At 31.8% G+C, this 14,605-nt stretch carries 15 protein-coding genes and 3 pseudogenes; 12 read left to right on the top strand and 6 right to left on the bottom strand.

The window, feature by feature from the left end:
- Positions 1–140: 140 nt before the first annotated feature.
- The gene (locus tag ILT06_RS31165; protein WP_222655921.1) at positions 141–1,577 is read right to left on the bottom strand and encodes an IS4 family transposase; all 1,437 of its coding nucleotides are present in this window, start codon (positions 1,575–1,577) and stop codon (positions 141–143) included.
- 830 nt (positions 1,578–2,407) lie between these two features.
- On the opposite strand from ILT06_RS31165, the gene ILT06_RS31160 reads away from it, so the two are divergent.
- The 3 genes from ILT06_RS31160 to ILT06_RS31150 all read left to right on the top strand — a co-directional run bounded on the left by ILT06_RS31160 (position 2,408) and on the right by ILT06_RS31150 (position 5,094).
- Positions 2,408–3,298: an aspartyl/asparaginyl beta-hydroxylase domain-containing protein gene (locus ILT06_RS31160; protein WP_222655920.1), complete on the top strand. Its 891-nt coding sequence runs from the start codon at positions 2,408–2,410 to the stop codon at positions 3,296–3,298.
- A gap of 101 nt (positions 3,299–3,399) precedes the next feature.
- Complete coding sequence (locus ILT06_RS31155; protein ID WP_088059188.1) at positions 3,400–4,302, top strand: DMT family transporter; 903 nt, start codon at positions 3,400–3,402, stop codon at positions 4,300–4,302.
- 366 nt (positions 4,303–4,668) lie between these two features.
- Complete coding sequence (locus ILT06_RS31150) at positions 4,669–5,094, top strand: DUF4879 domain-containing protein (protein ID WP_064472726.1); 426 nt, start codon at positions 4,669–4,671, stop codon at positions 5,092–5,094.
- 147 nt (positions 5,095–5,241) lie between these two features.
- Here the strand turns inward: ILT06_RS31150 and ILT06_RS32775 are convergent.
- Positions 5,242–5,457: pseudogene (locus tag ILT06_RS32775) on the bottom strand (hypothetical protein); the annotation flags it as partial.
- Positions 5,458–5,547: 90 nt separating this feature from the next.
- Between ILT06_RS32775 and ILT06_RS32770 the strand changes: the two are divergent.
- Positions 5,548–5,669, top strand: a pseudogene (locus tag ILT06_RS32770) (recombinase family protein); the annotation flags it as partial.
- A gap of 581 nt (positions 5,670–6,250) precedes the next feature.
- On the opposite strand, the gene ILT06_RS31145 reads toward ILT06_RS32770, so the two are convergent.
- Positions 6,251–6,454: a cold-shock protein gene (locus ILT06_RS31145; RefSeq protein ID WP_044784723.1), complete on the bottom strand. Its 204-nt coding sequence runs from the start codon at positions 6,452–6,454 to the stop codon at positions 6,251–6,253.
- A gap of 352 nt (positions 6,455–6,806) precedes the next feature.
- On the opposite strand from ILT06_RS31145, the pseudogene ILT06_RS31140 reads away from it, so the two are divergent.
- Positions 6,807–7,166, top strand: a pseudogene (locus ILT06_RS31140) (recombinase family protein); the annotation flags it as partial.
- Positions 7,167–7,464: 298 nt separating this feature from the next.
- On the opposite strand, the gene ILT06_RS31135 reads toward ILT06_RS31140, so the two are convergent.
- Complete coding sequence (locus ILT06_RS31135) at positions 7,465–7,764, bottom strand: hypothetical protein (RefSeq protein ID WP_222655919.1); 300 nt, start codon at positions 7,762–7,764, stop codon at positions 7,465–7,467.
- Between the two features lie 476 nt (positions 7,765–8,240).
- Between ILT06_RS31135 and ILT06_RS31130 the strand changes: the two genes are divergently transcribed.
- The 5 genes from ILT06_RS31130 (at position 8,241) to ILT06_RS31110 (ending at position 11,482) form a co-directional block, all read left to right on the top strand.
- Complete coding sequence (locus ILT06_RS31130) at positions 8,241–9,149, top strand: acyl-ACP desaturase (protein WP_222655918.1); 909 nt, start codon at positions 8,241–8,243, stop codon at positions 9,147–9,149.
- 217 nt (positions 9,150–9,366) lie between these two features.
- Positions 9,367–9,828 carry a CarD family transcriptional regulator gene (locus ILT06_RS31125; protein WP_000486309.1) on the top strand — a complete coding sequence of 154 codons (462 nt, stop codon included), beginning with the start codon at positions 9,367–9,369 and terminating at the stop codon, positions 9,826–9,828.
- A 555-nt stretch (positions 9,829–10,383) separates the two neighbouring features.
- Complete coding sequence (locus ILT06_RS31120; RefSeq protein WP_000827566.1) at positions 10,384–10,548, top strand: BC1881 family protein; 165 nt, start codon at positions 10,384–10,386, stop codon at positions 10,546–10,548.
- Positions 10,549–10,820: 272 nt separating this feature from the next.
- On the top strand, positions 10,821–11,054 hold the full coding sequence (locus ILT06_RS31115; RefSeq protein ID WP_097816286.1) for a hypothetical protein: 234 nt from the start codon (positions 10,821–10,823) through the stop codon (positions 11,052–11,054).
- Between the two features lie 194 nt (positions 11,055–11,248).
- Positions 11,249–11,482, top strand: coding sequence for a YuzF family protein (locus tag ILT06_RS31110; RefSeq protein WP_097816285.1), 234 nt, complete (start codon positions 11,249–11,251; stop codon positions 11,480–11,482).
- A gap of 67 nt (positions 11,483–11,549) precedes the next feature.
- On the opposite strand, the gene ILT06_RS31105 is transcribed toward ILT06_RS31110, so the two are convergent.
- Positions 11,550–11,825, bottom strand: a complete 276-nt coding sequence (locus tag ILT06_RS31105; protein ID WP_048567261.1) for a hypothetical protein — start codon at positions 11,823–11,825, stop codon at positions 11,550–11,552.
- A 279-nt stretch (positions 11,826–12,104) separates the two neighbouring features.
- Between ILT06_RS31105 and ILT06_RS31100 the strand changes: the two genes are divergently transcribed.
- Complete coding sequence (locus ILT06_RS31100) at positions 12,105–12,221, top strand: zinc-ribbon domain-containing protein (protein WP_239661424.1); 117 nt, start codon at positions 12,105–12,107, stop codon at positions 12,219–12,221.
- Positions 12,222–13,216: 995 nt separating this feature from the next.
- Positions 13,217–13,444: a methyltransferase gene (locus ILT06_RS31095; RefSeq protein WP_222655917.1), complete on the top strand. Its 228-nt coding sequence runs from the start codon at positions 13,217–13,219 to the stop codon at positions 13,442–13,444.
- A 218-nt stretch (positions 13,445–13,662) separates the two neighbouring features.
- Here the strand turns inward: ILT06_RS31095 and ILT06_RS31090 are convergent, their stop codons facing one another.
- Positions 13,663–14,295, bottom strand: coding sequence for a recombinase family protein (locus tag ILT06_RS31090; protein ID WP_222655916.1), 633 nt, complete (start codon positions 14,293–14,295; stop codon positions 13,663–13,665).
- Positions 14,296–14,605 lie beyond the last annotated feature (310 nt).

The raw sequence follows: 14,605 nt of genomic DNA, 5'->3' as shown, positions 1-14,605 counted from the left end.
GGGTCACCATACATGCCCATCAACTTAAGAGTGCAAACAAACTGAAATTGCGTTCAGCTGGTTTAAAACATTCTTAAAATAGAAGTATATTCTTAAAAATATGCATACTAAATAACCCTTAACGGGTTTCATTTTTTTGACTATGCAACTTTCTTTTGTTTTCCCAATCCATTATATTCATAGACAACACCCATAATATCAAAGACAGTCTTCTTCTCATATCTGTGAGATTTTCGTCCATTCTTCTGTAGAAGATGGAACAGGCGGATTAAAATCTTTACTATTTCCTGGGTGCCTTTCTGTATGGCTTGATACAAAAGAGATAAATGATCTTGAATCATGCCAATCGCTTTATATTCACTTAACTCCTTTTTCTTCTTTTGTAAAAGAAGTTGGCGCATTTTAAACATTGTAGAAGAGCATAGGAAAATAGCGATTAGCTTTCCATATAATTGGCACTCCAACCGTTCCTGTTTTACATGGCGATGATGGTCTATTTTGAAGAGTGATTTCCACGTTTTAAAGATAATCTCTATTTGCCAACGTAAAGTATATAATTCATGTACCTGTTCCATTGGAACCCATTCCCGAGGTGTATTCGTCATGTACACGTTTAATCCAGCTACCAATTTACTTTTCTCTGAGTACGTTCTATTTTTAGACTTTTCTTTTTCCGTAATCTTCGCTCGTCGTTTTTGAAGTTGCTCTTCTGTTAATCGATTAAAAATAACACGTGCAAATAGTTGCTGTTTATCACCGATATAAGCATGTTTTAATTCAAATATTTCTCCAGGCTGTAGTTGTTTCAAAATCTGTTTCACATCGATTTGTATGTATTCCGATTGTTTCTTAATGGCACCATTCTTAAAGTATTCTGGAGCTGGATTTTTCACATATACATTCGTATTTAATTTTAAACGAGAAATATAGTATGTACCTCGTTGATCCATTTGATCTAAGTCTTCCAATGAAAAATAACCCAAATTACGAATACATAAATCTCCTGGTCGTAAAGTATTTAAGCACTCCGTGCCAAATGTTTTGTCATTATTTTTTCCTGGTCCAACTTGAAAGTTAAGAAATTCTCCACTGTGCAGGTCATATTCTAATTGAATTTTGATTCCAGCTGCTTGGGCACAGCCTCCAGAACCTGGATATACCTTCTTTAAAACATTTGGCACTTGAAATACGGTGGCATCTAGGATGCGGATTCGTTGGAAATAAGAAAAGAGACGGTTAGAAATTTGCGTTTGTTCACATACCTTTTGTTGTAATAGTAAAGAAAAAATATGTCTTAAAAACAAAACTGCTTTCGCATTTAAACGTCTATTTAAGCCCTCAGGGCTGAGTAAAGTACCTGTAGCTGCATGAAGCCTACTACATAATCGGACTAAGGGATCACTTGCCACTCGTTGACTCATCCAAATACAAATATTAGCTAAATCTGAGCCGGAAAACTTACGTTTTCGCTTTATAAATCCGATTTCTCGTGCAAGTTCTTCTAAAAATACAGGTGTAACATATCGCTGTAATTCTTTCGCAAACGGTTGTAGATCATCTTGAATCGAGAGATTCATAAAAAAACGTCATCCTTTCTAATCTAGCTTTTTTAGAAAGAATAACGTTTTTTTGTATTTGAGGGGAAGAAGGAATTATGAATAGATAATTAAAGAAAATGAATAACCTAACCTCTCTTTATTATGATTAGGAGAGTTTCAAAAAATCTAGAGTACTTCATGAGATAATTGGTTATGTTTTAATAGTCTGAATTCCTCAATTTTTAACAAATTTTTCAAATAATATCCTTTAAACTGCGTTATTACGGTGTTTCTTTCCAGAAAAAGAAGAATATCAGTTATTAAATTTCGAATTTTCCGATAAAACAACCTAGACTCATAGTTGTTTTTTTCATATAATCAATTTTTAGTTTCAGATTCAATTTTCTGTAAAATCCGCGCGGATATGGAAATGGGTAAGAAAGCCTTTCGCTTCAATTCATAAGAACTACATTTATAAAAAATAGTAGAAATAGAAATCAGGTGGTTTTTTTGTTTGTTTGCAAAGATCATGTGTTAAATGTCACTAAAAAATTGAATGTACCGCATGTTTGTGAAACAGATAAAACGATAAAATGTAAGTATTGTGACCATAAGTCACAGTATGAGTTATGTATTTTGGATTATAGTTGTATATCAAAATCTATACGAATAGTGAGATTAAGATAGCAAATGTAATTAAAATGAAAGTAAAGTATATTATTTTTATAAAATAACAATTGAATTCTTAGTCTTTAAAAATAATCATGAAGTCATGATTATGAAAGAGATACATAATCAGATTATTTCGTCACTTATATTGCGGTTTGAAAATAGTCACATTATAATGATTAAAGGGGAGAATACGTATTATGGCTTCTTATATTATTGGTAAAATCGATTTGAACGAGGAATTATTAAATAAAGATTTACAAACTATCGCAAATTCCCCTGTAATTCCAGAAGAGTATGACGAGTTCAGTACAGGTTATTGGATGAATAATTCTTTATGGAATGCTTCAAATGATAAAGCAGATACTATGTATCGTGACTTTGATCACGCTGCTCAACAAATAGAATATGGTAAGCAATTACCTTATATCAATCAGATTCTTGAAGATTATTTTGCTTTTGATAATTTAAAAATGGTTAGAACTCGTAATTTAATTGATGCAATGGTTATTCCTCACAGGGATTTTGTTGAATTTAAAGATAATACCAAAAGACGCTTTCGTGTGTTCTTAGCATTAGAAGACAATACAAAAGCATTTCATTCGGATGAAGAAGCTGTATTTAGAATTAGAAAAGGGGAAATCTGGTTCCTTGATGCAGCTATCGGTCATGCAGCAGCAAACTTCTCAAAAGATAGCCGAGTATTCCTTTGCTTAGACTATGTATTCAATGAAGATTTCCTTCCATCTGATATTTTTAAAGACAAGGAAACATATAATCCAGACCTTGATAGATTTATTGTACAACGCGAGAAGTTAGATTCTAACTTTGAAAAAGAGCTAATTAGTTCACTATCTAAAGTAATGACAAGAATCACTTTTAGAGATATTGTCTTCTTCCTTTCAAAAATTCATTTTGAAAAAGATATTCCAGTTGCACAGTGCTATGATTGGTTGGACGAAATTGCAGAAAAGTCAGGCGATCAAGCTATTGTAAATAAAGCAAAACATTTACGTGAATATATTATTGAGCATCGTAATTTAGGTGAGCGTTTCAGTATGGATAACTGGAAAGAAGAAGTAACTGTTTAATAGTAGAACAGAAAACTAATAATTCCTCACATAAACAACCGATTTTAATATTTAAAATCGGTTGTTTTACTATTTTATTTAGGATAAGGAGAATGATTTTAATGGAAATTTTAATTGGTATAATTTTTAGTGTTTTATGGGCATCTGGGGCAATTGCCACTAAAATAGGTCTCCTGTCATCATCACCACTCATGTTTGCCACGACCCGTCTAATTAGTGCGGGTATTATTATGTTCGTATTTTCATATTTTATAAAATCTTATAGGTGGCCTAAAGGGAAAGAGTGGAGACAGTTAATTGTTTTAGGAATATTAAATACAACGCTGTATGTAGGCTGTTGTTTCTTATCCCTAAAACTCGTATCATCCAGCTTGTTTAATTTATTTATTACAGTGAATCCGTTTGTCGTAGCATTGTTATCCTCTATGTTCTTAAGTAGAAAAGTGACCAAAAAAGAATGGTTAGGGATGTTTATCTCGGCACTCGGCCTACTAATTGCTGTATATCCTTATTTAAAAGATACGCATGCAACTTTATCTGGTGTCATTATTTTAGCAGTTGGAATGTTATCAATGGGAATTGGAAGTGTATGTTTTACGAAATATGATATGAAAGTGGATCGTATTGTTATTAACACTTGGCAAATTATTTTTGGAAGCGTTTTTGCCGTGCCGCTAAGTTTCTTATTGGATAATGACCCATACATTAACCTAGATATGAATTTTGCGATTGGTCTGTTTTGGCAAGTAGTAATGACATCCATTGTATCTATGCTATTATGGTTTTATTTACTTAAGAAAGATCCTATTAAGGCTAACAACTATCTATTTTTAACTCCTATATTTGGTTATTTACTTGCTTGGTTGATTCTCAAGGAAGATATAACTTCATTCCACTTTGTTGGAGCAATTTTTGTAATAGGTGGTTTGCTATTTTCAGGAACAATGAATATAAGGAGCTTATTCCGTTCTAAAGCACAAGCGGAGAATAACAAATCTGTTTAAATTTGAAAGTTGTAACAGATATTATTAATCCAATTAGGGATAGCATCACATCGCTATCAAGATAAGAAATGTATACACCCAAAAAAACAAAAAAATGAGCTGATTTCTCAAGATAACTAACTGTAGAGAAAGAGAATTTTCATTTAGGGGGTACTTCAAAACCTTAGCTTGATGGCGATGGGACGTTATCCCATTAAGGAGTTTTTTATATTGAAAGCAACGGATATATTATTATACATGTCAATCAATATGCTAAATTACATATCTAAAAAAGTATAATTTGTTAACAATTTCAAAATAATGATTATCCTTATAAAATTCTGTTAATATCAAACTTGTACCTATATAAAAGAAGGGGATGTTTATATGTTTAAAAAAGTTATATTAGGGATATCATCATTAGCAATGGCATCGGTAGTTGGTTTAGGAATGGCATCGGAGGCATCTGCAGGACCAGCGGCACCTCTAACTTCTTTAAGTGTAGTGAAAGTAGAGTCACAATTGGGTGGGGTTGAATACATTAATCCTAATAGTTTTAGTACAACTAAAGATCATGGGGGAAGTTACTTATATGTTTACACAAAAGAAATAGGGTATGGCCAGTTTCCTTTTGCGAAAATGAATGGATTTGATGTGAAAAGTATTGGTTCACAAATAATTGGTGGTAATCCTATTGTAGGTTGGGAATATAAATGGGATGCATCAAAGCATCAAGAAGGGACTTTTGAATATCAAAAGACTTCAATAAACTATCCAAGAGATACGTGGCGTACTTCGCTATATATTAAATAATTAGTTTTATATATTCCTAGCATAAAATCCCTGCACCTTGTGTGGGGATTTTTTCATAAAGAAAAGACACCCTAAGGTGCCTTCCTCCGACTTGAACCACTTTACTTTTAATAATATGTATTGGACTTCTGTCCAAATACAATTTTATCATATTTTCTGCAAAATGAAAGTGCATTCATTAGCCTGCTTAATGGTTTTATCCATAACTTCTTTATATGTATTAAACTCTTTAGTTTTTATATCAACATTTATCTGTTAAAGGAAATCGCCTTTAGCGTATATAGGAAAGAATATTATTGGAGCTGAGTTTCCAGGCTCATCATAGTACTTTTTAGCTTTCTCTAAATCTTCTTTCTTACTAAATAGGGTAGTGACAGGGTAGTTGTCATAGACCGCAAAATAAGTAAGGTTGAACTAACAGTAGCATTAAAACCATCTATTATCATAATTAATATAGAAGAAACTTATTCTAAATGGAAAAGTGGGGAATAACAGCTATTATATTTATGGAAATGTTAGAGCTAAAGAAAAATACGTTTTATAAAATAATGAAGGAATATGAGAGAAAAAAGTAGCATCTTTCCTATGAAAAATCCAACTTTTCCCTGGCTGTAAGAATCTTGGAGTTTTTGCACCAGAACAGTATTATATATCGAGAAAAATAAAAGACAACTCTAATTAAGAGCTGTCTTTTTGTGTAATAAATTTTAAAAAATCTGAAGATATAAAAACGAATATAATACGTTATGGTTATTATTATAACAAAAACGAATAGTATTTTGAATAAAAAAATATTTGAATGAGCTTTTGGGATTTTTGTTAACAATGTTCAAAAATAAACTTTTTGTAAAGGTTTTCTTTGAATATAATTATTTATTTTTAAAATATAATCATGTCAATGACGGGATAGTGTATGAGTGAACCCGTGCCCATCAACTTAAGGAATGTAAACACCCCAAAACAAAAAATGGGCTGACTTCTCAAAATAACTAACTGTAGAGAAAGAGAATTTTCATTTAGGGGGTACTTTTATGCTAGACTTGGTTAACCATTTGATTTACTGTTTTCATGTCCTTTACGAGTGGGGGGGGGTTGTTTCACAGAAAAAAGAAAAGCAGACTCCCATAAAAGAGCCTGCCTTCCCCACTTTGTAAAATTAAGCAGCTTTACGTACGTTTGAAGCTTGAGGTCCACGTTGACCTTGCTCCAAATCAAAAGTCACTGCTTGACCTTCTTCTAAAGTTTTGTAACCTTCGCCTTGAATCGCTGAGAAATGAACGAATACATCGTCTCCACCTTCACGTTCGATGAATCCGAAGCCTTTTTCGCCATTAAACCATTTTACATTACCTTTTTCCATTTGTATTGCCTCCTAGTGTGTAAACACACACAATGTAATACTATCCTTGCTCTCAGTGATCATAAAGGTGAAAAGTTACAAATCCGTTACACCGAACAAAAATAATTCATTTTAATAATAACATTTTTTGTAATAAATGTCAAGGTAAAGAAAAGACATTAAGCTCACTATTTCTTTATGATAATCATTGCCGTATATGGGGTATGTGTAGCAATGGAACAAAATCACGCAGCAAACACTAGCGGACATTCATTTTAAGGGTTATTTCGTATATTAGTGGACATAAAATAGCTATTTTGAATGACTTGATGTCCGCTAATGCTTGTTGTTTTATCCTGTTCCATTGCTATACATACCCCTGTTAGAAAATGAAACTTTATTCGATAGCCGTAAGTTCCGTGAAATGGGTGACATGGATCGGTTGATGGAAGATCAATTTTTATCTTTGCTATCTTATGTTACAGATCAAGAACGTAAAAAAATTCATCAGAGACAAGCGGAGGGAATTGCTGTAGCTAAATCTCAAGGGAAACATTTAGGACGTCCTCAGGTAAACCTTTCAACCCTAAGCAAACAACAAATGCATATAATAGTAGAAACTTATTCTAAATGGAAAAGTGGAGAAATAACAGCTATCATGTTTATGCAAATGTTGGAGCTAAAGAAAAACACGTTTTATAAAATAATGAAGGAATATGAGGAAATAAAGTAGCATCGCTACTATGAGAAATCCTACTTTTTCTCTGGTTGTAAGAATCTTGAAGTTTTTGCATCAGAATAGTATTATGTATATTGAAAAAAATAAAAGACAACTCCAATTAAGAGTTGTCTTTTTGTGTAATAAAATTCCCAAAATATGAAGATATACAAGCGAATATAATACGTTATGGTTGATATTATAACAAAAATCAATAATGTTGTGAATAAAAATAATATTACGATTATTTTTTGGGGTTTTAGTTAAAAATTTTCGAAAATAAACCTTTTATAAAGGTTTATTTTAAATATGATTATTGTATTTCGAGGGGCTCCTTATAAATCTTAGCTATATATTTTACAAAATCAATGACGGGATAGTGTATGAGTGAACGGTGCTGCGTAAAACGAACCCCTGCTTTTTCCATTTTCGAAATGAGTTGTTCAACTTCCAACTCTTTTTTTTGTATTCTATTATAATTTTGATATACAATGTTTTTCCATTGATAGGAAGAGCCGTGAAAATAACTCTCTCCTTTTACCATGTGACTAAATATAATTTCTATTTTTTCTCTACGTTGTTTTTCCTTCATATGCGCTTCCGTTGACTGCATGTTTATCGCCTCTTCCCTTTGTGTTGTAAACTGTTTCACAAAATTCGGTCTAAATTATCATAGTCAATGTACATTGTTCTTGTTGGGAATTGTCGTTTAAGGCTATCTCATCAACTGTACTTGTTTTTCAAGCGCTTAATCTAATAAATTTGATCTTACATCTAAATAAGTTGATAGTGTGTATAAAATACTATCAATCTTTATTATAAAACGATTCTATATAGGCATGCACCTTTTTACACTCACCAAGATTTACAACATGACGAGTATGTTCATCCATGAATGTTATCCTCAGTATCCCTTTTTATATGAAAAAATCATATAAAAACATAGCGCTCTTAAGGAGTTTTTTTACAAATTTATTATGTTGGACTTAAAAAAAGGAAAGTAATATTTATTTGTAGAAAATTTTTAAGGATAAAAATGAATGTAAAAATAGGATGACTATCTATGATAAGAAAAGGGGGCACTTATATATGCTAACAAATGATTTAGATTTCCGGTTAGAACCACGTTTAAAAGAACTGTATGAACAACATAAAATAAGAGCGCAGAAGATAGACTGGGGTTATCATGAGTTTTTACCATGGGATAAGGGAATGGACTTTAAAAGAGTTCCTTGGGATGAAAGTCAAGTTACTCTTCCTTCTGGCGTAATTACGGCTATTGAAACAGCTTTATTAACAGAAGTGAATTTACCATGGTTTACAACGTATTTATCTGCAACTTTTAAAGGATCCCTTTCTGTTATTACAGACTTTATTCATACCTGGACCTCAGAAGAGGATCAACATTCGAATTTATTGGAGACATATTTACTACTCACTCGAAGTGTGAATCCTAAACGAATACATGAATTAAGAAAGTCAGTCGTTGAGGGTGGATTTGAACCTGATTTTCACACACCAATCGAAGCAATGACATATACGACCCTACAAGAACTTGCAACGATGGTGTTTTACAATAATGTAGCTAAGGTTGCAAGTAAGCACGATTCAGATCTTGCTACATTATTACGCCGTCTTGCCAAAGATGAGACTCTTCATTATGCGTTTTATCGAGACGTCATTCGAACACATTTGGAATTAGAACCTAATTATTGCTATCATATTGCCAATGTGATTAAGAATTTTAAAATGCCAGGTGCCGTCATGCCTGATTTTGAAAATAGAATGGCTGTGATTGCAAAAGAAGCGAATTATGGACCACTACAATATTTTGATCAAGTACTTGATGTAGTGGTTGATTATTGGGGGTTAAAAGACTTACGACCAATTGCACCTTTAGCTGAAAAAGCAAGAATTGAGATTTTGGAATACCACACAAGATTGAAAAAAATACGGGATCGATTTGGTCGTTTTCAAGGGAAAGCTGATCTACGTTAATGAGTAGAGATTTCAGAATATAAGCGAGGAAATTCCCATGCTCTTTATGGGAAATCTGACACACTCCCTATTGTTTTGGGGGTGTTTTCTACTTAATTTAATTTTTGTTGAAAATGTTATTGACGACAAAAATGATTTTATGATATTATAAAATATTTGATAAAAAATCGAATATATGTTAAGGTTAAGAAGGTTACCATATATGGAGGTGGATTATATGTTTCAAATTGGCGATAACATTGTTTATCCAATGCACGGAGCAGGTATAATTGAAGCCATAGAAGAAAAAGAATTCTCAGGGAAAAAACAACAGTATTATGTGATAAAAATGTCAATCCGTAATATGCAAGTCATGATTCCTACGGGAAAAATATTGAGTTCGAGTATACGACCAGTTACTGATATACTTGCATTAAAACACATTATACACATTTTCCAGCATGGAGAATCAGATAGATTACTGCCGTGGAAACAAAGGCATAAAGTGAACACGGACAAAATAAAAACGGGTGAAATACAAGAAGGTGCTGAAGTTGTACGTGATTTAATGCGTATGAAGAAAGAAAAAGCACTGAATACAAGCGACAAAAAAATGTTGGATAACGCACATGAATTTTTGATTAGTGAACTAGGATTAATTAAAGGGATCACTGAAAATCAAATAAAAAGTTTCTGTTAAGGTTCATTATAGATAATGTATTACATCTCCCGGAAATATCCTGAATTTTTCGGGAATATGATGAGTATTAAAAGTAAATCATTTCAAAGACATTCAACTTCTTCAACTCACTTTTAGAGTAGAAACCTCTTTTGTTATTACTTCAATCTAATCCATTTTTATTTTTAAATTTCTTTTACGAACGTTCGAAGTTTCACTAAATAACTCGATCAAATAGTCACTTGATTTTTGCAATCCTGATTCACACTGGCACGGACAAGGAGCCGTAAGGATGAAAGAGAGGTAGGGCTTTCATTGTTTTAGGTATATATATCTAAGTCATTATTTCTAGAAGAAAAAACAATCAATCTCATCTCTATCTTTAAGAATTTTTACATTTACTGAGACAGTGAATAGTAATTGTTTATCTTCTTTTCATAAGAGAGATACGCGAGTTGGTAACATCTAAATATATGGTCAACGATACAAATTGATGGGAGTTCTAGAACTAGAACCCATTTTTACAATTTATTTCACATAATAAGATTAAATGAAACAATAAGAAGGAGTGAAGATATGAAACGCATGCCAACGCAAGAATTAAGTAACGAGTTAAAGAAGCGGAAAGGGATTACTTCTATTAAAATTGAGCCTTATGAAAAAATTGAAGTTGGTGGAATTGTTGTAGATGGACCGGCTGTTATTTTAATTAATCAAGAATACCTAAAAATTGTTGAATGAAGAAAAGGATGATCCTTTACGAAAAGGGATGATCCTTTTTGTTTGCTGCAGCTAATATGGGATATACATAACTTTTATCTAATGTATTGGGGTTAAAAGGAAGGAGAGGGTCGGGATTATCATAGTGGTAAGCTTAATATTGGTAGGATTTCTTTTTATGTTATATAAATTAGTTGCTTAAAAAAACTAATTATTTGAACCGATAGATTGTTTTCTTTTTAAGGGCGAGATTTATTTTATAGGAAAATTGATAATTTTAAGGAGGAATTTAGATGTATGCAAGGAAACAACGCATAAAATATGAGAAGATGTCAAAGAACTATGAACGTATTTCTTTAGTTTCGTTGCTCCTATTAATTGTACTTGTTTGTAGTAGTGTGATTATCATAGGAGCTACAGGGGGGAAATATGGAGTGTTTTTGTTGGTAGCGATTTTACTTAACGCACGTATTACGAAAGAATCTCAAAAAAAGTATGAGCAGTATGCTAATAAAGGGCATATTTAAAATAATACATATTTTGAGAAGTACAACCTGAATGTACATTTAAAATATCCCTATATCATCACCTATTAACTAGCAAAAGGAACCTTATTAAAATGTTAGTTTCGTTCCTATAATGAATTATCCTTCTAGCATATTTAAAAGATTTACATCATATATTAAGAGAAAGAATGTAAGTTAGAAAGGAGTCTTATAGAATGAGTTATTTAGAGGGAAATGACTTTAGTGAACAAAATATGGTAAGTGTACCGAATCCCTACGTATATCAGACATTACAATCGATAATTGGTAAACATGTGGTTATTGAAACTGTAAGAGGCAATGTAAGGGGAGAGTTAAAGGATGTGAAACCAGATCATTTGCTTATTGAAGATACAGTACCATATATTGTACGCATTCAACAAATTGTATGGATTATGCCAAAACAATGATCAAATTACATCTAATTTGATTTATAACAAATTGGTTTCATAGACGACCAAATAAAAACACAGGGTTTTATCTCTGTGTTTCTTCAAATTTTCGTTTTTGGATATATGCTTGAGCATGAATAATTTCTTTCTGCAGTTCTTTTAATTCTTCCGTAGATCCCGTTTCAATCCTCATGTACGTAGTAACTAGACTAATCATCATATCCATCTTCTCTACTATATTTTGAATGACCTGTTCAGCTTGCTCTTTTTTAGGGTGTTGTATTGCTATTAATACATTTTCTATATAATTGTTCTTTCTTTGCTGGATATCATAAATAAACTGTTTTGTGTTTGAGTTCATTTTTTGTTCCTCCATTTCGGATATAGTTCCATTCTATCATATCTGAATGGAAAATATTAGATTCCCCTATGTTTACACCTCTCTCGTACATCTCCTCAAATATACAAACTAATTCCTTAACGTACATAGAACCAATCGAAATGTGTCAATTTCATGTCTAAACGTAAAATTTTCTTTTCGGGGTAGGTGACCCCATATAGATATATCAAATAGCTATAATGTGTAAATAAATTATATGATCTATACCCCTAGCATATAAAAAAGAGGAGGTAACACTTTATGGAAAACAGCTTAGCAATAAGAAAGCCTAAACTATCTAAACAATGGCATGAAACTAAAAATGGGAAATTAACTCCTTTTGATGTTACATATAGTTGCGATAAAAAGGAATTGTGAGAAAGGGCATGAATGAGAAACATCCCCAACCGACATAAAGGAAGTGGCTGTCCTTATTGCTCAAGGAAAAATAAGTTAAGAAAATAATATAGTTTTAAAATATGGTTTAGACACGAATTTATCCTTTTTCCGTACGCTGTATCACAATATATGTACCTGAAACAGATAATTACAGAACTCAATAATAAATCAACTAATTAACCAATTCCAAGTATATAAGCATTTCTTAAAAAGAAAATTTTTATTACGCACATAATCTATTTAGGTTATGTGCTTTTTTGTCGAAATTAACAGAAATAATTTTCAGAAATATTATTGATTAATCACGAAAACTTGATAGTATAGAAATACAGAAAATCACGTTTTCGTGATTGGAGAGGGGGAATATAATGACCGATAAGAAGAATTCTGTAGAAAAAGTTTTTTAAACTCCCCACTTTTCAATGTTTTTACAGCAAGTGAAGCCGAACAGAAGTGGGGATTGGAAAAAGGTACCGTGAGATCGTCTTGTGTACGCGGTAAATTAAAAAATTAAGTAGAATTAGGGTTAGTCAAGAAGTCAGGGAATACATGGCTTCTGACTGAAGTATACGGATTTCAAAAGAATTAGGGATCTATAAACCACAAGAAATACCCATTAAAAATAGACATAAAAAAGCCCCCACCACCGCCAAGTAAGTAAGGGCTTTTCCAGATACATTATAAAAGAAAGGCTGATTCTAGATTACAATTAGCTACCTAAAAACTCATCACAGCAAGAATATTTTATCATATTTAACTAAAAAAGAAAATTATTATAAAAACCAATTTAAATAAGCGATATAATGTCACTTGTAAATGGTTTATAGATAATTGTATTACCTCACAAATTTGCTTCTTCGGTACATTTGAAATATCTATTTTTATGGTTGTAGCTACATATATAATCTCTGGAATATATTTTGGGTTTTAATTCTAATATCTTTCAACCTATATAATTGAGGAGGAACTATTTGATGAATAAAAAATCTGTAAATGTAAAAATTGGTGATTCTGTACAATTCAGTTATCGTCATGATTCGTCAGTAACACTAATTGGTTCGGTAGTTAATGTATTAACTAATACCATTATTGTGGATGTCTCAGATTCTTTAAATAAGATCCCTGGACTAGAAAATCGGCAACTAGTAAAGTTGAGTCAGTGTAAAAAAATTTGTAAACAAGATTTGTTCTTAGCGCAATAATTTTCCCTTATAACTAATTCCTTTCAAAAATACAATTTATCTACATCTAACATATGTCAATACGATTGTAGAAGATTTAAAATGCATATTTTAAAGTTGGATTTCTTTGCCCATCCCTTCGAGGGGATGGGCAAAAACAACTTCTTCGACAATGTTTAAGATGAGAGAACTCCTGTTACGTAAGAAACTTTCGGCTCTAATTCATTATAAGTTAGTTACTACTTTTTTTCTTCATATTCCTTCACTATTTTATAAAAAGTATTTTTCTTCAGTTCTAATAGCTCCATAAACTTAACTCCTGTTATTTCTCTATTTTTCCACTTTGGATATGTTTCTTCTATTATAAGTAGTTGCGTTGTGCTTAATGTTGAAAGGTTAAGCTGAGGACGTCCTAAGTGCTTTCCTTGAGATTTAGCTACAGCAATCCCTTCCGCTTGTCGCTGATGAATTTTTTTACGCTCTTGATCCGCAACGTAGGATAGCAAAGATAAAAACTGATCTTCCATTAACTGTCCCATGTCACCCATCTCACGGAATTTACGGCTATCAAATAATGTTTCATTTTCTAAAACGACAATATCAGCATGTAATTCTCTTGTTATATACTTCCATTCTGAAATTACCTCATCATAATTGCGGCCCATACGATCTAAGGCATCTATATAAACAATATCACCTGTACTTAATATCTTTCTTAATAATTGATATTGAGGGCGATCAAAATGTCGTCCACTTGCTTTATCGACAAAAATGCGTCGAGCTTCCACTCCTCGTTCCATCATCTTATGTAACTGACGTTGTTCATTTTGATCTTTTGTACTTACACGTATATATCCATAAATATTTGCCACGTTTTATATTCTCCTTACATTTGTTACCACAATTATACCATTTTTGTTTATAAAGGTATTCATTAAAAATAAACGTTTATAAAATTATTAGAACTACCTTTATAAACTTGATATTTCAACGTTTCATATATAGGGAAATGCCGTTTGTAAAGGTATACCTTTTTAAACGAGTAAAAAAAATACATTTCTTATTAATTAATGTAACAATTGAAAATAAGGTAAATTACACCATTTGTTTGGTGCCAGATGTAATTTGGTATAATTGTATTTAAACAAATTATTGCTAATAGGTAGAGGAAGGAATATAGAG

The sequence above is a fragment of the Bacillus sp. 17RED48 genome, assembly GCF_019837545.1.
Taxonomy (GTDB): Bacteria; Bacillota; Bacilli; order Bacillales; family Bacillaceae_G; genus Bacillus_A; species Bacillus_A wiedmannii.
This window is presented reverse-complemented; position numbering and strand designations above follow the sequence as displayed.